This is a genomic window from Salmonella sp. SAL4457 (assembly GCF_046548235.1).
Classification (GTDB): domain Bacteria; phylum Pseudomonadota; class Gammaproteobacteria; order Enterobacterales; family Enterobacteriaceae; genus Salmonella; species Salmonella enterica.
In genome coordinates this window covers 1-17741 of the sequence record NZ_JBGDZO010000010.1, presented here as the reverse complement: position 1 = coordinate 17741, position 17741 = coordinate 1, and the positions used below count along the sequence as shown (strand labels likewise).

Annotated in this window: 16 protein-coding genes; 13 read left to right on the top strand and 3 right to left on the bottom strand. The window is 52.1% G+C overall.

The window, feature by feature from the left end:
• Window positions 1–9: 9 nt before the first annotated feature.
• The 6 genes from ubiJ to tatD all read left to right on the top strand — a co-directional run bounded on the left by ubiJ (window position 10) and on the right by tatD (window position 4870).
• The gene (gene ubiJ / locus ACLJNW_RS21325) at window positions 10–615 is read left to right on the top strand and encodes a ubiquinone biosynthesis protein UbiJ (RefSeq protein ID WP_001116090.1); all 606 of its coding nucleotides are present in this window, start codon (window positions 10–12) and stop codon (window positions 613–615) included.
• On the top strand, window positions 612–2252 hold the full coding sequence (gene ubiB, locus ACLJNW_RS21320) for a ubiquinone biosynthesis regulatory protein kinase UbiB (protein ID WP_000187559.1): 1641 nt from the start codon (window positions 612–614) through the stop codon (window positions 2250–2252). Before ubiJ ends, ubiB begins: the two co-directional genes overlap by 4 nt.
• 205 nt (window positions 2253–2457) lie before the next feature.
• Window positions 2458–2712 (top strand): Sec-independent protein translocase subunit TatA, encoded by a 255-nt coding sequence (gene tatA / locus ACLJNW_RS21315; protein ID WP_000508972.1) that lies wholly within the window; start codon window positions 2458–2460, stop codon window positions 2710–2712.
• Between the two features lie 3 nt (window positions 2713–2715).
• Window positions 2716–3264 (top strand): Sec-independent protein translocase protein TatB, encoded by a 549-nt coding sequence (gene tatB / locus ACLJNW_RS21310; protein ID WP_000459612.1) that lies wholly within the window; start codon window positions 2716–2718, stop codon window positions 3262–3264.
• Window positions 3265–3266: 2 nt separating this feature from the next.
• Window positions 3267–4046 (top strand): Sec-independent protein translocase subunit TatC, encoded by a 780-nt coding sequence (gene tatC / locus ACLJNW_RS21305; RefSeq protein ID WP_000257554.1) that lies wholly within the window; start codon window positions 3267–3269, stop codon window positions 4044–4046.
• A gap of 41 nt (window positions 4047–4087) precedes the next feature.
• Window positions 4088–4870, top strand: coding sequence for a 3'-5' ssDNA/RNA exonuclease TatD (gene tatD, locus ACLJNW_RS21300; RefSeq protein WP_000459637.1), 783 nt, complete (start codon window positions 4088–4090; stop codon window positions 4868–4870).
• A gap of 7 nt (window positions 4871–4877) precedes the next feature.
• Here the strand turns inward: tatD and rfaH are convergent, their stop codons facing one another.
• A complete protein-coding gene (gene rfaH / locus ACLJNW_RS21295; RefSeq protein WP_001192410.1) occupies window positions 4878–5366 on the bottom strand; it encodes a transcription/translation regulatory transformer protein RfaH in 489 nt (162 codons plus the stop codon).
• Between the two features lie 185 nt (window positions 5367–5551).
• Here rfaH and ubiD point away from each other — a divergent pair, with 185 nt between their 5' ends.
• The 3 genes from ubiD (at window position 5552) to ACLJNW_RS21280 (ending at window position 9894) form a co-directional block, all read left to right on the top strand.
• Window positions 5552–7030 carry a 4-hydroxy-3-polyprenylbenzoate decarboxylase gene (gene ubiD / locus ACLJNW_RS21290; RefSeq protein ID WP_000339760.1) on the top strand — a complete coding sequence of 493 codons (1479 nt, stop codon included), beginning with the start codon at window positions 5552–5554 and terminating at the stop codon, window positions 7028–7030.
• 85 nt (window positions 7031–7115) lie between these two features.
• Window positions 7116–7817: an NAD(P)H-flavin reductase gene (gene fre, locus ACLJNW_RS21285; protein WP_000209831.1), complete on the top strand. Its 702-nt coding sequence runs from the start codon at window positions 7116–7118 to the stop codon at window positions 7815–7817.
• 253 nt (window positions 7818–8070) lie between these two features.
• Window positions 8071–9894, top strand: a complete 1824-nt coding sequence (locus ACLJNW_RS21280; RefSeq protein WP_000669901.1) for an aryl-sulfate sulfotransferase — start codon at window positions 8071–8073, stop codon at window positions 9892–9894.
• Between the two features lie 196 nt (window positions 9895–10090).
• Here the strand turns inward: ACLJNW_RS21280 and fadA are convergent, their stop codons facing one another.
• Complete coding sequence (fadA, locus tag ACLJNW_RS21275) at window positions 10091–11254, bottom strand: acetyl-CoA C-acyltransferase FadA (protein WP_000438778.1); 1164 nt, start codon at window positions 11252–11254, stop codon at window positions 10091–10093.
• 9 nt (window positions 11255–11263) lie between these two features.
• Window positions 11264–13453 carry a fatty acid oxidation complex subunit alpha FadB gene (gene fadB / locus ACLJNW_RS21270; protein WP_024154488.1) on the bottom strand — a complete coding sequence of 730 codons (2190 nt, stop codon included), beginning with the start codon at window positions 13451–13453 and terminating at the stop codon, window positions 11264–11266.
• A gap of 189 nt (window positions 13454–13642) precedes the next feature.
• Between fadB and pepQ the strand changes: the two genes are divergently transcribed.
• Genes pepQ through hemG form a run of 4 tightly spaced genes read left to right on the top strand, consistent with a single transcriptional unit; the run spans window position 13643 to window position 17635 of the window.
• Window positions 13643–14974, top strand: coding sequence for a Xaa-Pro dipeptidase (gene pepQ, locus ACLJNW_RS21265; RefSeq protein ID WP_000444529.1), 1332 nt, complete (start codon window positions 13643–13645; stop codon window positions 14972–14974).
• Window positions 14974–15588, top strand: coding sequence for an IMPACT family protein (locus tag ACLJNW_RS21260; RefSeq protein ID WP_000378898.1), 615 nt, complete (start codon window positions 14974–14976; stop codon window positions 15586–15588). The genes pepQ and ACLJNW_RS21260 overlap by 1 nt, the downstream gene beginning before the upstream one ends.
• Window positions 15589–15626: 38 nt before the next feature.
• Window positions 15627–17078 (top strand): Trk system potassium transporter TrkH, encoded by a 1452-nt coding sequence (trkH, locus tag ACLJNW_RS21255; RefSeq protein WP_000545688.1) that lies wholly within the window; start codon window positions 15627–15629, stop codon window positions 17076–17078.
• Between the two features lie 11 nt (window positions 17079–17089).
• Window positions 17090–17635: a menaquinone-dependent protoporphyrinogen IX dehydrogenase gene (hemG, locus tag ACLJNW_RS21250; RefSeq protein WP_000853982.1), complete on the top strand. Its 546-nt coding sequence runs from the start codon at window positions 17090–17092 to the stop codon at window positions 17633–17635.
• Window positions 17636–17741: the final 106 nt, after the last annotated feature.

Sequence of the window (17741 nt, the reverse complement as noted above, 5' to 3'; positions counted from 1 at the left end):
GAGGGTGGAATGCCTTTTAAACCCTTAGTGACCGCAGGAATTGAAGGTCTCCTCAATACGTTTCTGTATCGTTCACCAGCGCTGAAATCAGCCAGAACGCGCTTACAGGGAAAAGTACTGTGTGTGAAACTAAAGGGATTTTCGACGCCATTAGTCCTGGTATTCAGCGAACGCCAGGTTGATGTGCTGGGGGCATGGGAAGGCGAAGCGGACTGTACGGTAATCACTCAAGCTAGCGTTTTGCCAAAACTACGCGATCGTCAGCAGTTGGCCGCGCTTATTCGCAGCGGCGAACTGGAAGTGCAGGGCGATATTCAGGTCGTGCAAAATTTTGTGGCGCTCGCCGATCTCGCCGAATTCGATCCTGCGGAGCTGTTGGCGCCATACACGGGTGATATTGCGGCGGAAAGTATCGGTAAGGCCGTGCGTGGCGGGGCTAAATTCCTGCGCCACGGGTTTCAACGCCAGCAGCGTTATGCCGCTGAAGCGATCACTGAAGAGTGGCGTATGGCGCCTGGCCCGCTGGAAGTCGCATGGTTTGCCGAAGAAACCGCGGCTGTTGAGCGCGCCGTAGATTCTCTGACCACACGGCTGGAAAAACTGGAGGCCAAATGACGCCAGGTGAAGTACGGCGCCTATATTTCATCATCCGCACGTTTTTAAGCTACGGCCTTGATGAACTCATCCCCCGAATGCGTCTTACACTGCCACTCCGATTATGGCGCTATTCGCTGTTCTGGATGCCAAACCGGCATAAAGATAAATTGCTGGGTGAACGATTAAGACTGGCGTTGCAAGAGCTGGGACCGGTCTGGATCAAATTTGGTCAGATGCTCTCCACGCGCCGTGACCTGTTCCCGCCGCAAATCGCCGATCAGCTCGCTTTGCTCCAGGATAAAGTCGCGCCATTCGATGGTCGGCTGGCGAAAGCCCAGATTGAAGAGGCGATGGGGGGGCTACCAGTCGAAGCCTGGTTTGACGACTTTGATATCCAGCCTTTAGCGTCGGCGTCAATCGCCCAGGTACATACCGCGCGATTGAAATCAAACGGTAAAGAAGTGGTTATTAAGGTCATTCGCCCGGATATTTTGCCGGTAATTCAGGCAGACCTGAAACTGATTTATCGCCTTGCTCGCTGGGTACCACGCCTGTTGCCGGATGGGCGTCGTCTGCGCCCGACGGAAGTGGTGCGTGAGTATGAGAAAACGCTGATCGATGAGCTGAATCTGCTGCGGGAATCGGCCAACGCGATTCAGTTACGCCGCAATTTTGAAAATAGTCCCATGCTGTATATCCCGGAGGTGTACTCCGATTACTGTAGCCAGAACATGATGGTGATGGAGCGGATATACGGCATTCCTGTTTCGGATGTGGCGGCGCTGGAAAAGAACGGCACCAACATGAAACTGCTGGCGGAACGCGGGGTTAAAGTTTTCTTCACCCAGGTTTTCCGCGACAGCTTTTTCCATGCGGACATGCATCCGGGAAATATTTTTGTCAGCCATGAACACCCTGAAAACCCGCAATATATCGGCATTGACTGCGGTATCGTCGGGTCGCTAAACAAAGAAGATAAGCGTTATCTGGCTGAAAACTTTATCGCGTTTTTTAATCGCGATTACCGAAAGGTGGCGGAGCTGCATGTCGATTCAGGTTGGGTTCCGCCAGATACCAACGTTGAAGATTTTGAGTTTGCCATCCGCACCGTCTGTGAACCTATCTTTGAAAAGCCGCTCGCGGAAATCTCGTTTGGTCATGTGTTGTTAAACCTTTTCAATACAGCGCGTCGATTTAACATGGAAGTCCAGCCGCAACTGGTGTTGTTGCAGAAAACATTATTGTATGTTGAAGGGGTTGGGCGGCAACTTTATCCTCAGCTTGATTTGTGGAAAACGGCGAAGCCGTTTCTTGAGTCCTGGATCAAAGATCAGGTGGGTATTCCGGCTCTCACGCGGGCTCTTAAAGAAAAAGCGCCGTTCTGGGTCGAAAAAATGCCAGAAATACCTGAACTGGTGTACGACAGTTTGCGCCAGGGCAAATATTTACAGCACAGTGTTGATAAGATTGCGCGCGAGTTACAGGTAAACCATGTGCGCCAAAGTCAGTCTCGTTATTTATTGGGAATTGGCGCAACGCTGTTACTGAGCGGGTCATTCTTACTCGTCAACCGCCCTGAATGGGGATTGATGCCTGGCTGGCTCATGGTCGGCGGCGTAGTTGTCTGGCTGGTTGGCTGGCGTAAAACTCGTTGAGATTTTTTATCGCTCAACGCCGGTTGTGTCACGCAGGTACATATTATCACTCGAGGCAGTACTCAGGCCGCAAGTCAATGTCGTCCCGGTCGTATGTAAAAGTATGTGAATAGGGCGGGCGAAAGCGGCTAACAAAGAGGCAGCGCGAAGGATAATGTGTATAATGCGGCCCTATTAATTCATCATCTATCACAGAGGAACATGTATGGGTGGTATCAGTATTTGGCAGTTGTTGATTGTTGCCGTTATCGTCGTACTGCTGTTCGGCACCAAAAAACTCGGTTCCATCGGTTCCGATCTTGGCGCGTCTATCAAAGGCTTTAAAAAGGCCATGAGCGATGATGATGCCAAACAGGATAAAACCAGTCAGGACGCCGATTTTACCGCTAAATCTATCGCGGATAAGCAAGGCGAAGCGAAAAAGGAAGACGCTAAAAGCCAAGATAAAGAGCAGGTATAATCCGTGTTTGATATCGGTTTTAGCGAACTGCTGTTAGTGTTCGTTATCGGCCTCATTGTGTTGGGGCCGCAACGATTGCCAGTAGCGGTAAAAACGGTAGCGGGCTGGATTCGCGCGTTGCGATCCCTTGCGACAACGGTTCAGAATGAACTGACTCAGGAACTGAAACTTCAGGAGTTCCAGGACAGTCTGAAAAAAGTCGAAAAGGCGAGCCTGGAAAATCTGACTCCCGAACTGAAAGCATCTATGGATGAACTGCGTCAGGCGGCGGAGTCGATGAAACGCACCTACAGCGCTAACGATCCCGAACAAGCGAGCGATGAAGCGCATACCATCCATAATCCGGTGGTAAAAGGGAACGAAACGCAGCATGAGGGCGTCACCCCTGCCGCCGCTGAAACACAGGCGAGCGCGCCGGAACAAAAGCCGGAGCCCGTTAAAGCTAACGTGCCTGAGTCGACGGAAACCGCTTCCGTAGCCACGATAGACGCCGAGAAGAAATCCGCTGCGCCTGTTGTCGAATCTTCCCCCTCGTCGAGTGATAAACCGTAAACATGGCTGTAGAAGATACTCAACCGCTTATCACGCATCTGATCGAGTTGCGTAAGCGCCTGCTAAACTGCATCGTCGCAGTGCTTCTGATTTTTCTGGCGTTAATTTATTTCGCCAATGATATTTATCATTTAGTCGCCGCACCGCTGATTAAACAGATGCCGCAAGGGGCGACAATGATTGCGACGGATGTGGCGTCGCCGTTTTTTACGCCTATCAAACTCACCTTCATGGTGTCTTTGATCTTATCCGCGCCTGTCATTTTGTACCAGGTTTGGGCCTTTATCGCCCCGGCGCTGTATAAGCATGAGCGTCGTCTGGTCGTACCGCTGCTGGTATCCAGTTCGCTGCTTTTCTACATTGGTATGGCCTTCGCCTATTTTGTCGTATTCCCTTTGGCCTTTGGTTTCCTGACGCATACGGCGCCGGAAGGGGTACAGGTTTCGACAGATATCGCCAGCTATCTTAGCTTTGTCATGGCGCTTTTTATGGCCTTTGGCGTAGCCTTTGAAGTGCCGGTGGCGATTGTGTTGCTGTGCTGGATGGGCATCACCACGCCAGAAGATTTGCGTAAAAAACGGCCTTATATCCTGGTCGGGGCATTCATTGTGGGAATGCTGCTTACGCCGCCAGATGTTTTCTCGCAAACGTTGCTGGCGATACCGATGTACTGCCTGTTTGAAATTGGCGTTTTCTGCTCACGCTTTTATGTCGGTAAGCGACGGACGCGCGACGAAGATAACGAGGCCGAAACCGAAAAGGCCGAGCACACTGAAGACTAAACACAACCGCCCGCCAGGGCGGTTGTCATATGGGGGCAAGCATGTTTGATATTGGCGTTAATTTAACCAGTAGCCAGTTTGCAAAAGATCGTGATGATGTGGTCGCCCGTGCGTTTGCGGCGGGAGTAAAAGGTATGCTACTGACCGGAACGAACATCCATGAAAGTCAGCAGGCGTTAAAACTGGCGCGGCGCTACCCCCATTGTTGGTCGACGGCTGGCGTCCATCCCCATGACAGCAGTCAGTGGTCACCCGCGTCTGAAGACGCCATTATTGCGCTGGCGAACCAGCCGGAAGTCGTCGCTATCGGTGAGTGCGGGCTGGATTTCAATCGCAATTTTTCCACGCCGCAGGAGCAGGAGCGTGCCTTTCAGGCGCAGCTACAAATTGCCGCCGAATTGCAGATGCCAATCTTTATGCACTGCCGGGACGCGCATGAGCGATTTCTGGCATTGCTTGATCCCTGGCTGGATAGTCTTCCTGGTGCAATACTGCACTGCTTTACCGGTTCACGCCAGCAAATGCAGGCCTGTGTGGATAGAGGGCTCTATATCGGTATTACCGGGTGGGTTTGCGACGAACGACGCGGGCTTGAGCTACGTGAACTCTTACCGTTTATTCCAGCGGAAAAGCTACTGATAGAAACCGACGCGCCGTATCTGTTGCCTCGCGATCTTACGCCGAAACCAACGTCACGACGCAACGAGCCCGCGTATCTGCCTCACATCCTGGAGCGCATAGCGCTATGGCGTGGTGAAGATCCGCAATGGTTAGCGGCGATGACAGATGCCAACGCCAGAACCTTATTTGAGGTTGTATTCTGAACGATCGCTAAATCTTGCGAAAACCGGTGTTTTTTACGCTCTGCTTCACTTCTTTATTGAGTAAATTAAGCAGTAACATCGAACGCGTTTCGCCATCCGGTTCGGTAAAAATCGCTTTCAGCCCTTCAAATGCGCCTTCCGTGATGATGACGCTATCGCCGGGATAGGGGGTTTCAGGATCGACAACGCCTTCGGGCTTGTAGATAGAAAGCTGATGAATAACGCTGGAAGGCACGATCGCAGGATGCGCGCCAAAGCGCACAAAATGGCTGACGCCGCGCGTGGCGTTGATTGTAGTGGTATGTATCACTTCCGGATCAAATTCAACGAACAGATAATTAGGAAAGAGCGGTTCGCTGACGGAGGTACGTTTTCCGCGTACCATTTTTTCCAGGGTGATCATCGGTGTCAGGCAACTTACCGCTTGTCTTTCGAGGTGTTCCTGAGCACGCTGAAGTTGCCCGCGTTTGCAGTACAGTAAATACCAGGATTGCATAATGACTCTTATCCGCTTGTTCGGGGCGCAAGCATAGCAAAAGCCATGCGCGAAGTTAATTATACACTTCATCCTTTAAGCCGTATCTGGATTAGCGTTGGTTGCCAGAGTTCACGCTAATTTAACAAAAATACAGCATCCCGATGATGAACGCCGTATAATGATGCGCTTACCAAGAGGCTACAATGGACGCCATGAAATATCACGATTTACGCGACTTCCTGACGCTACTTGAGCAGCAGGGGGAACTAAAACGCATCACGCTACCTGTGGATCCTCATCTGGAAATCACGGAAATCGCTGACCGCACGCTGCGTGCCGGTGGACCGGCGTTGCTGTTTGAAAATCCTAAAGGTTACGCCATGCCGGTGCTGTGCAACCTTTTTGGCACGCCAAAACGCGTGGCGATGGGCATGGGGCAGGATGATGTTTCCGCCTTACGGGAAGTGGGTAAATTATTAGCGTTTCTTAAAGAACCTGAGCCGCCGAAAGGCTTTCGCGATCTGTTTGACAAGCTGCCGCAGTTTAAGCAAGTGCTGAATATGCCGACGAAACGGTTACGCGGCGCGCCTTGCCAGCAGAAAATCGCGTCTGGCGATGATGTCGATTTAACGCGTCTTCCTGTCATGACCTGTTGGCCGGACGACGCCGCGCCGCTGATTACCTGGGGACTGACGGTAACGCGTGGTCCGCACAAAGAGCGGCAAAACCTGGGCATTTATCGTCAGCAGTTGATAGGTAAAAATAAGCTGATTATGCGCTGGCTGTCTCACCGCGGCGGCGCGCTGGATTTTCAGGAGTGGTTAGCCGCGCGTCCGGGTGAACGTTTCCCGGTCTCCGTCGCATTGGGCGCCGATCCGGCGACGATTCTTGGCGCCGTGACTCCTGTTCCCGATACTCTGTCGGAGTATGCCTTTGCGGGCCTGCTGCGCGGCACGAAAACTGAAGTGGTTAAATGCCTTTCTAACGATCTGGAAGTGCCTGCCAGCGCCGAGATTATCCTTGAAGGTTACATTGAGCCGGGAGAGATGGCGCCGGAAGGACCGTATGGCGATCATACGGGCTATTATAATGAAGTGGATAACTTTCCGGTCTTTACCGTCACGCATATTACGCAGCGTGAGGATGCCATCTATCACTCCACCTATACCGGGCGTCCGCCCGATGAGCCTGCGGTATTAGGGGTGGCGCTCAATGAAGTCTTCGTGCCTATTCTGCAAAAACAGTTTCCGGAAATCGTCGACTTTTATCTGCCGCCGGAAGGGTGTTCTTACCGCCTGGCGGTAGTGACGATGAAAAAGCAGTACGCTGGTCATGCGAAACGCGTCATGATGGGCGTCTGGTCGTTTTTGCGCCAGTTTATGTATACGAAGTTTGTTATCGTTTGCGATGATGACGTTAACGCACGCGACTGGAATGATGTGATCTGGGCGATTACCACCCGTATGGACCCTGCGCGGGATACGGTGCTGGTTGAAAATACGCCGATTGACTACCTGGATTTTGCCTCGCCGGTCTCCGGGCTGGGTTCAAAAATGGGGCTGGATGCCACAAACAAATGGCCGGGCGAAACCCAACGCGAGTGGGGTCGTCCTATTGTTAAAGATCCTGAAGTTACCGCGCGTATTGATGCGATTTGGGATGAGCTGGCTATCTTTAAATAACTGAAAGCGGACATCGACATTTCAGGCTGCGGCGACTCGGCTTGAAAAATGTCGGTATTGACCCGACACCCGACAGAGGGAGCGCATGACAACCTTAAGCTGTAAAGTGACCTCGGTAGAAGCTATCACCGATACCGTATATCGGGTTCGTTTAGTGCCGGACGCGGCGTTTTCATTCCGCGCTGGTCAGTATTTGATGGTCGTAATGGACGAGCGTGACAAACGCCCGTTTTCGATGGCTTCAACGCCGGACGAGAAAGGGTTTATTGAATTACACATTGGCGCCTCCGAGCTCAATCTGTATGCGATGGCGGTCATGGATCGGATTCTGAAAGACCGGGAAATCGTCGTCGATATTCCGCATGGCGACGCCTGGCTACGTGACGATGAAGAGCGTCCATTGATTCTGATCGCGGGCGGTACGGGCTTTTCTTATGTGCGCTCCATCCTGTTGACGGCGTTAGCGCGCAACCCGGCCCGCGATGTTACCATTTACTGGGGCGGTCGCGAAGAAAAGCACCTCTATGATCTCTCTGAGCTGGAAGCACTCTCTGTTAACCATCCGAATTTGCGTATTGAACCTGTTGTCGAGCAGCCGGAAGAAGGCTGGCGTGGACGTACAGGAACGGTACTTACGGCGGTATTGCAGGATTATGGTACGCTGGCGGGGCACGATATTTATATTGCCGGACGTTTTGAGATGGCGAAAATCGCCCGCGATCTGTTCTGTCATGAGCGTAACGCGCGGGAAGATCGTCTGTTTGGCGATGCGTTCGCATTTATTTAACTATTTTATGGGACGCAGTAGCGTCCCTTTTTACGTTAGCCTACCTAAAAGTCCTCTTAAATATTAATTAATCGTCAACTATAAAACGTTATGATATTGAATATCTACAGGCTTTGTATTGCGTGTAATAAATTAAGTAATATTATGTCCTGAGGCTATCAATAAAAATAGTTAATTATATATGCTTCATTTATTTTTATAAAAGAAACATAAAATGGAAAGTTAGTTATTTATTTATAAGATGGAGAGTGTTATGAAATTTAAATATGCTTTAACTTCTCTCGCATTATCTGTTGCAATTTTGTCATCAGTACCTTCTACTGCTTTCGCCATCGGCGGCGCCAGCGGCGCTAAAGTGGACTATCAGGTCCAGGGAAAAATTGGCGAAGTTGTTATGAACCCCTATGATATCGCGCCGCTAACCGCCGTTATTCGTAATGGCGGTTACCAGTTACGTGACGTGCATGTACGGATTGTACCCAAAGAAAATGGCCAGGAGATCGCGTATAAAGTTAATAATAAATACCTTTTAACGTATGGCGGTATTCCCGTCTTTGGTCTTTACCCGGATTATGTCAATACCGTTGAAGTTGAATATACAAGGATCCAGGGTAGTAAAACCGAAAATGTAAAAGAAAGCTATAAAATGTATGCGCCGCCTGCCTATATTGAATCGGCGGGTACAAAAGAAGAACAATCAGCACTCTTTACTATCGATGTTAAAAAGGTTTCCCCAGAATTTAAAGATCGCTTGTATCTTTTGAATAATACGAAAGATAAGTCTGGGAATGGAACGCGTACTGTCTGGAACAACCCTACTGGGGGTGCATTAGAATGGAACTTCACTACAGCTAACGCTATTATCGACACCTCCGGTGATATTCGTTGGTTTATGAATCCAAGTTCAATTTATGATTTAAAGTCAATTTATCGTGCTGGCGTTATGATGGGCTTTAAACAAAACCAGGATGGCGCACTATCGTGGGGCTACGGTCAGCGTTATGTGAAATACGATATCATGGGGCGTGAAATCTTTAACCGCCGCCTGCCGGATAATTATAACGATTTTTCACACTCAATGGATAACGCGGCCAACGGTCACTACTTCCTGCGTGTAGCCAGCTCTAACTATAAACGTCCTGATGGGAAAAATGTTCGTACCGTGCGTGATGTGATTGCCGAAGTTGATCAGAACGGCGTGGTAGTGGATGAATGGCGTCTGTTTGATATCCTCGATCCTTATCGTGATGTGATAATGAAAACCCTCGATCAGGGCGCTGTGTGCCTGAATATCGACGCCAGCCAGTCCGGCCATACGTTGAGCGAAGAAGATCTGGCGGCGCTGGACTCCTCCGACAAATTCGGGGATATCGTGGGTAGTGGGGCTGGCCGCAACTGGGCGCATGTCAACAGCGTCGACTATGACAGTGAAGATGATTCCATCATCATCAGCTCCCGCCACCAGAGTGCGATTATCAAAATCGGCCGCGATAAGAAAGTGAAGTGGATACTGGGTACGCCTGCTGGCTGGAAAGCGCCATTTAATGCCGCAATTCTGACGCCTGTGGATAGCAAAGGCCAAAAAATCGCCTGCCAGGACAGTGGCTGCGAGGGTGACTTCGACTGGACATGGACGCAACATACGGCCTTTAAAATTGATAGTAAGAGTAAAGGCGATATCTTATACCTTTCCGCTTTCGACAATGGCGATGGCCGCGGCTTAGAACAGCCTGCTATGCAGAGTATGAAATACAGCCGCTCCGTGATTTACAAAATCGACCAGAAAAACAAGACAGTCCAACAGATCTGGCAATACGGTAAAGAGCGCGGGAACGAGTGGTTTAGCCCGGTAACCTCTATCACCGAGTACCAGACTGACAAGAATTCTGTGTTCGTGTATTCCGCAACAGCAGGTGGTGCGTTTGATTTATCGGTAGGCGCATTTACCAGCTTGCCTAATCCGTATCTGGAAGAGTTCAAATGGGGAGAAAAAGAGCCTGCGGTTGAAATGCAAATACATGGTGCGCGTGGATATCAGGCTATGCCATTTAGCCTGACCAAAGCGCTTACTGAGTAGAGCGGGCCATACGGTGAAAAAACCCGCCCCTGACGGGCGGGAAAAACGGCAACTAAACTGTTTCCCGTCATAATTCGCGCAGCCTCTTTGTTGGCTGCCTTTGCTCACCCCGGGCACATAGTTATCTATGTGCCCGGGGATTCGCTCAGTTGCCGCTGCGCTGCAATGCGAGTTATTTAGGGGATATTATCTTTGATTAAACCCGCTCAAACACCGTGGCGATGCCCTGACCCAGACCAATACACATCGTCGCCAGACCAAACTGCGCGTCTTTGCGCTCCATCAGGTTGATAAGCGTGGTGCTGATACGTGCTCCGGAGCAGCCGAGCGGATGACCAAGCGCGATCGCGCCGCCATTGAGGTTGATCTTCTCGTCTATTTGCTCCATCAATCCCAGATCCTTAATGCATGGCAGAATCTGTGCGGCAAACGCTTCGTTCATCTCAAACACATCGATATCGCTGGCCGACAGTCCCGCTTTTTTCAACGCCAGTTTTGACGCCGGAACCGGCCCGTAACCCATAATTGACGGATCACAACCCACCACTGCCATTGAGCGAATACGGGCGCGAGGTTTCAGGCCCAGCTCACGGGCACGACTTTCGCTCATTACCAGCATGGCGGCTGCGCCATCGGAAAGCGCGGATGAGGTGCCCGCCGTGACCGTGCCACTAACCGGATCAAATGCCGGACGCAGCGTTGATAGCGCTTCGACCGTGGTTTCCGGGCGGATCACTTCATCGTAGTTAAACTGCTTCAACACGCCGTCTGCATCATGACCGCCAGTCGGGATAATCTCCGTTTTGAATGCGCCAGACTGCGTGGCGGCCCAGGCGCGGGCGTGAGAACGCGCGGCGAACTGGTCCTGCATTTCCCGGCTAATGCCGTGCAGGCGGGAGAGCATTTCCGCCGTTAGCCCCATCATCCCTGCCGCTTTGGCGACGTTGCGGCTCAGACCCGGGTGAAAATCCACGCCGTGGCTCATCGGCACGTGCCCCATATGCTCCACGCCGCCAACCAGACAAACCTGCGCATCGCCGGTCATGATCATTCGCGCTGCATCGTGTAACGCCTGCATCGAGGAACCACACAGACGGTTGACGGTGACCGCCGGTACCGAATGGGGAATTTCTGCCAGCAGCGCGGCGTTACGGGCAATGTTGAAGCCTTGCTCCAGCGTTTGTTGTACGCAGCCCCAGTAAATATCATCGAGGGTCGCCGCTGTAAGCGACGGATTACGCGCCAGCAGGCTACGCATTAAGTGGGCGGAGAGATCTTCTGCTCGCACGTTGCGAAACGCGCCGCCCTTCGAACGGCCCATCGGGGTGCGAATAGCATCGACAATGACAACCTGTTCCATTGTGACTCCTTAAGCCGTTTTCAGAGAACCAACCGGACGGGCTGGTTCAACCGGGGGATAATACGGTTCGTTATGGCGCGCTTTATTACGCAGCCCTTCCGGCACTTCATACAGCGGGCCGAGGTGTTGATACTGCTGCGCCATATCAAGATATTTCGCGCTGCCCTGTGTATCCAGCCAGCGGAATGCGCCGCCGTGGAATGGAGGGAAGCCCAGGCCGTAGACCAGCGCCATATCAGCTTCCGCCGGGCTTGCGATAATGCCTTCTTCCAGACAGCGAACCACTTCGTTAATCATCGGGATCATCATACGGGCGATTATCTCGTCGTCGCTGAAGTCGCGTTTCGGCTGGCTGACGCTTGCCAGCAGGTCATCCACCGCGGCATCTTCTTCTTTCTTCGGCTTACCCTTGCTGTCTTCTTTATAGCGCCAGAAGCCCAGACCGTTTTTTTGCCCAAAACGGCTGGCGTCAAACAATACGTCGATCGCGTCGCGATACTCTTTCTGCATCCGTTGCGGGAAGCCTGCCGCCATTACCGCCTGCGCGTGGTGGGCGGTATCAATACCCACCACGTCGAGCAGATAGGCCGGGCCCATCGGCCAGCCGAACTGTTTTTCCATCACTTTATCGACTTTGCGGAAATCCGCGCCGTCGCGCAGCAGTTGACTGAAACCGGCGAAATAGGGGAACAGCACGCGGTTAACAAAGAAGCCGGGGCAGTCGTTGACTACAATTGGCGTCTTGCCCATTTTGCTGGCCCAGGCGACGACTTTGGCAATGGTTTCGTCTGAACTCTTCTCGCCGCGAATGATTTCAACCAGCGGCATCCGGTGTACCGGGTTGAAGAAGTGCATTCCGCAAAAGTTTTCCGGACGTTCCAGGGCGCTTGCCAGTTCGCCAATTGGGATGGTGGAGGTATTTGAGGCCAGCACGGTTTCCGGGCGCACTTTCTGCTCGGTTTCCGCCAGTACCGCTTTTTTGACTTTCGGATTTTCGACTACCGCTTCGACAACAACATCTACGCGATCGAAACCGGCATAATCGAGAGTCGGGTGGATGGTCGAAATGACGCCCGCCAGCTTCAGACCGTCGATCTTGCCGCGCTCCAGCTGTTTGTTCAGCAGCTTGGCCGCTTCGGTCATGCCGAGGTTCAACGATTTATCGTTGATATCTTTCATGATGACCGGTACGCCTTTCCAGGCCGACTGGTAAGCGATACCGCCGCCCATAATGCCCGCGCCCAGTACGGCTGCCTGTTTCGGCGTCTCAATATCTTTGGTCAGCTTTTTGGCTTTACCTTTTACATATTGATCGTTGAGGAAGATACCGACCAGCGCACGAGCCTCATTGGTATGCGCCAGCGGAACAAAGCTTTTATTTTCCAGATTCAACGCTTCTTCACGACCAAAACGCGCGGCGGCTTCAATGGTTTTCACTGCGGTCATCGGCGCCGGATAATGTTTACCCGCCGTTTGTGCGACCATGCCTTTAGCGATGGTAAAGCTCATCGCCGCTTCAATCTTACTGAGTTTCAACGGTTCCAGTTTCGGCTGGCGTTTAGCTCTCCAGTCGAGATCGCCGGTAATGGCCTGGCGTAACACCGCTATCGCGCCTTCAATTAGCTTCTCTTGTTTGACCACGCCGTCCACAAGGCCGATTTTCAGCGCGTGCTCAGCACCGACATCTTTACCTGCCGCGATAATCTCCAGCGCGCTGTCTGCGCCCAGCATACGCGGCAGACGAACGGAGCCGCCGAAACCCGGCATGATGCCCAGTTTAGTTTCCGGCAGACCGATACGGAGGTCTGGCGTCGCCAGACGGTAATCGGTGGCCAGCACGCATTCGCACCCGCCGCCCAACGCATAGCCGTTTACGGCGGCAAGGGTCGGTACGGGTAAATCTTCCAGACGGTTAAAGACGCTATTAGCGAAATGCAGCCATTGGCTTAACTGCTCTTCGGGGACGAGGAACAGTGAAAGAAATTCGGTGATGTCCGCGCCGACAATAAAGGCCGCTTTATTAGAGCGCAGCAGCAGCCCTTTTAAATCGTGTTGCTTTTCCAGCACCTCAAGCGCCTGGCCGAGGCTGGCGACGGTTGCGGTGTCGAGTTTATTGACCGAGCCTGGAGCATCGAACACCAGTTCGGCGATGCCATCTTCCAGCCAGTCGAGGTACAGGGTGTCGCCTTTATAAAGCATGTCAGTCTCCTGAATCCACAAGGTGATCTGGTCGTACCAGATGAAGCGAAGTGTGTATTTTGTGTTAATAAAATGCAAATAAATGATTAAAGAAATGCCGATGTGATCACGCTCGGCAGAGATCACGCTCTCGTGGGGCGATGTGCTAAGATGCGGAAACTTGAGGTCAAAAAAACAGAAGGGTAAAAAATGGAATCACTGGCCGCGCTCTATAAAAATCATATTGTTACCTTACAAGAACGGACGCGCGATGTTCTGGCGCGCTTTAAGCTGGATGCGTTACTTATTCATTCCGGCGAGCTTTTCAACGTCTTTCTCGACGATCACCCTTATCCGTTTAAGGTCAATCCACAGTTTAAAGCGTGGGTGCCGGTAACTCAGGTTCCAAATTGCTGGCTGCTGGTCGATGGCGTCAACAAACCCAAATTGTGGTTTTATCTGCCGGTCGATTACTGGCATAACGTTGAACCGCTGCCAACATCCTTCTGGACGGAAGAAGTCGAGGTCGTCGCCTTGCCGAAAGCGGATGGCATCGGCAGCCAGCTGCCTGCCGCGCGTGGCAATATCGGCTATATCGGCCCGGTTCCTGAGCGCGCGCTACAATTGGATATCGCCGCCAGCAACATCAACCCGAAAGGTGTTATCGACTATCTGCATTACTACCGCGCCTATAAAACGGATTATGAACTGGCCTGTATGCGCGAAGCGCAGAAAATGGCGGTGAGCGGTCATCGGGCGGCGGAAGAGGCCTTCCGTTCCGGCATGAGTGAGTTCGACATCAACCTGGCGTACCTGACCGCCACGGGACATCGCGATACCGATGTTCCATACAGCAACATTGTGGCGCTGAACGAACATGCCGCCGTGCTGCATTACACGAAACTGGATCATCAGGCACCGTCTGAAATGCGCAGTTTCCTGCTGGATGCGGGCGCGGAATACAACGGCTACGCGGCGGATCTGACGCGAACCTGGTCGGCGAAAAGCGATAACGACTACGCCCACCTGGTGAAAGATGTTAACGACGAACAGTTGGCGCTGATCGCTACCATGAAGGCGGGCGTCAGCTATGTGGATTATCATATTCAGTTCCATCAGCGCATCGCGAAGCTGCTGCGTAAACATCAAATCATTACCGACATGAGTGAAGAGGCGATGGTGGAAAATGATCTCACCGGGCCGTTTATGCCGCACGGTATTGGTCATCCGTTGGGTCTGCAGGTACACGATGTGGCCGGGTTTATGCAGGATGATTCCGGTACGCATCTCGCCGCGCCGTCCAAATACCCGTATCTGCGCTGCACGCGTGTGTTACAGCCGCGAATGGTGTTGACCATCGAACCGGGGATTTACTTCATCGAATCGCTGTTAGCGCCGTGGCGCGAAGGGCCGTTCAGCAAGCACTTCAACTGGCAGAAAATTGAAGCGCTCAAGCCTTTCGGCGGTATTCGCATTGAAGATAACGTGGTCATCCACGAAAACGGCGTGGAAAACATGACGCGGGATTTAAAACTGGCGTAATGGACAGTTGGTTAATCCCTGCAGCGCCGGTCACTGTTGTTGAAGAGATCAAAAAAAGCCGCTTTATTACGCTATTGGCGCATACCGATGGCGTAGACGCGGCGAAAGCGTTTGTTGAGTCAGTCAGAGCTGAGCACCCTGATGCGCGCCACCATTGTGTGGCGTGGGTGGCGGGTGCGCCGGACGACTCACAGCAACTGGGCTTTTCAGACGACGGCGAACCGGCGGGAACGGCAGGCAAGCCGATGCTTGCGCAATTGATGGGCAGCGGCGTCGGAGAAATTACTGCCGTCGTCGTGCGCTACTATGGTGGTATTCTGCTGGGTACGGGCGGGCTGGTAAAAGCCTATGGCGGCGGTGTGAATCAGGCATTACGTCAGCTTGCCACACAACGCAAGACGCCATTAACCGAATATACTTTGCAGTGTGAGTACGGTCAGTTGGCCGGAATCGAAGCATTATTAGGACAGTTTGCCGGGAAGATCGTTTCCAGCGATTATCAGGCGTCTGTTCGGCTCAGGGTGGCGCTTCCTTTTGCTCATGTGAATGTATTTTCCACAAAACTGGCGGATTTTAGCCGTGGTTCATTGCAATTGTTAGCGATTGAAGAATAATCCCCACCTCATTTTTAAGAATAAAGGAAGCGGCAGAGATGCATTTTCGCGCCATTACCCGAATCGTTGGACTACTGGTTATCTTATTTTCGGGGACAATGATTCTCCCGGGACTGGTAGCGCTAATATATCGTGATGGCGCAGGAAGAGCGTTCACGCAGACCTTTTTTGTCGCGCTGGCGATCGGTTCCATACTGTGGTGGCCAAACCGTAGGGAAAAGGGCGAGCTGAAATCCCGCGAAGGATTTCTTATCGTGGTGCTGTTCTGGACCGTGCTGGGCAGCGTGGGTGCGCTGCCGTTTATTTTCTCGGAAAGCCCAAACCTCACCATTACCGATGCTTTTTTTGAATCGTTCTCCGGGTTAACCACCACGGGTGCCACTACGCTGGTGGGGCTGGATTCATTACCGCACGCCATTCTCTTTTATCGTCAGATGCTGCAATGGTTTGGCGGTATGGGGATCATTGTGCTGGCGGTGGCGATTCTCCCTATCCTCGGCGTCGGGGGGATGCAGCTCTATCGGGCAGAAATGCCGGGGCCGCTCAAAGATAACAAAATGCGCCCGCGTATTGCCGAGACGGCGAAAACGCTGTGGCTTATCTATGTTTTGCTAACGGTAGCCTGCGCGCTGGCGCTATGGTTTGCAGGGATGCCCGCGTTTGACGCTATCGGACACAGCTTCTCCACTATCGCTATCGGCGGCTTCTCAACGCATGACGCCAGCGTAGGCTATTTTGATAGTCCCACTATTAATACCATCATCGCTATTTTCCTGCTGATCTCCGGTTGTAACTATGGCCTGCATTTCTCTTTATTAAGCGGGCGTAGCCTGAAGGTATACTGGCGCGATCCGGAATTCCGCATGTTCATCGGCGTACAGTTGACGCTGGTGGTGATCTGCACGCTGGTACTGTGGTTCCATAATATCTACGACTCGGCGCTGACAACGCTAAATCAGGCATTCTTCCAGGTTGTGTCGATGGCGACAACGGCAGGGTTTACCACGGACAGCATTGCGCGCTGGCCGCTGTTTTTGCCCGTCTTGCTGCTATGTTCCGCGTTTATTGGCGGTTGCGCCGGGTCAACGGGCGGGGGGTTAAAGGTCATCCGTATTCTGTTGTTGTTTAAACAGGGGAACCGCGAACTCAAACGTCTGGTGCATCCGAATGCCGTTTACAGTATTAAGCTGGGGAACCGGGCGCTGCCAGAACGTATTCTGGAAGCCGTCTGGGGATTCTTTTCTGCCTACGCGCTGGTATTTATCGTCAGTATGCTGGCTATTATCGCTACAGGCGTAGATGATTTCTCGGCTTTCGCCTCGGTAGTGGCTACGCTTAATAACCTGGGACCGGGGCTGGGGGTGGTTGCTGATAACTTCGCCAGTATGAATCCGGTTGCGAAATGGATACTCATCGCCAACATGCTATTTGGTCGTCTGGAAGTATTCACTTTGCTGGTACTTTTTACCCCGACTTTCTGGCGTGAATAATGGAGTAACACGTGAAAACATTGATTCTTTTCTCTACCCGGGACGGACAAACGCGCGAAATTGCCTCTTATCTGGCTTCTGAACTCAAAGAGATGGGGATCTGGGCTGATGTCGTTAATCTGCATCGCGCAGAAGAGCCGGACTGGGATAGCTATGATCGCGTAGTGATTGGCGCGTCTATTCGTTATGGTCATTACCACAGCGCCTTTCAGGAGTTCGTTAAGAAATACGCCACGCGGTTGAACGGAATGCCGAGCGCCTTTTATTCCGTTAACCTGGTGGCGCGTAAAGCTGAAAAACGGACGCCGCAGACTAACAGCTATGCGCGTAAGTTTTTAATGAGCTCTCCGTGGCGACCTGACTACTGTGCCGTCATTGCAGGCGCGCTTCGCTATCCCCGCTATCGCTGGTATGACCGTCTGATGATCAAGCTTATTATGAAGATGTCGGGCGGCGAAACGGATACCAGTAAAGAAGTGGTGTACACCGACTGGGAGCAAGTTGCGCACTTTGCCCGTGAAATAGCCCATTTAACCAACAAATCGTCGGCAAAATAAACGCAAAGAATAAAAAGTGCGCACTCAGAAAATTATTTTAAATTTCCTCTTGTCAGGCAGAAATAACTCCCTATAATGCGCCACCACTGACACGGAACAACGGCAC

Bases quoted from the DNA above. Each gene is read 5' to 3' on its own strand.
- ubiJ (WP_001116090.1), top strand. From the start codon at position 10: ATGCCTTTTAAACCCTTAGTGACCGCAGGAATTGAAGGTCTCCTCAAT.
- ubiB (WP_000187559.1), top strand. From the start codon at position 612: ATGACGCCAGGTGAAGTACGGCGCCTATATTTCATCATCCGCACGTTT.
- tatA (WP_000508972.1), top strand. From the start codon at position 2,458: ATGGGTGGTATCAGTATTTGGCAGTTGTTGATTGTTGCCGTTATCGTC.
- tatC (WP_000257554.1), top strand. From the start codon at position 3,267: ATGGCTGTAGAAGATACTCAACCGCTTATCACGCATCTGATCGAGTTG.
- tatD (WP_000459637.1), top strand. From the start codon at position 4,088: ATGTTTGATATTGGCGTTAATTTAACCAGTAGCCAGTTTGCAAAAGAT.
- rfaH (WP_001192410.1), bottom strand. From the start codon at position 5,366: ATGCAATCCTGGTATTTACTGTACTGCAAACGCGGGCAACTTCAGCGT.
- ubiD (WP_000339760.1), top strand. From the start codon at position 5,552: ATGGACGCCATGAAATATCACGATTTACGCGACTTCCTGACGCTACTT.
- fre (WP_000209831.1), top strand. From the start codon at position 7,116: ATGACAACCTTAAGCTGTAAAGTGACCTCGGTAGAAGCTATCACCGAT.
- ACLJNW_RS21280 (WP_000669901.1), top strand. From the start codon at position 8,071: ATGAAATTTAAATATGCTTTAACTTCTCTCGCATTATCTGTTGCAATT.
- fadA (WP_000438778.1), bottom strand. From the start codon at position 11,254: ATGGAACAGGTTGTCATTGTCGATGCTATTCGCACCCCGATGGGCCGT.
- fadB (WP_024154488.1), bottom strand. From the start codon at position 13,453: ATGCTTTATAAAGGCGACACCCTGTACCTCGACTGGCTGGAAGATGGC.
- pepQ (WP_000444529.1), top strand. From the start codon at position 13,643: ATGGAATCACTGGCCGCGCTCTATAAAAATCATATTGTTACCTTACAA.
- ACLJNW_RS21260 (WP_000378898.1), top strand. From the start codon at position 14,974: ATGGACAGTTGGTTAATCCCTGCAGCGCCGGTCACTGTTGTTGAAGAG.
- trkH (WP_000545688.1), top strand. From the start codon at position 15,627: ATGCATTTTCGCGCCATTACCCGAATCGTTGGACTACTGGTTATCTTA.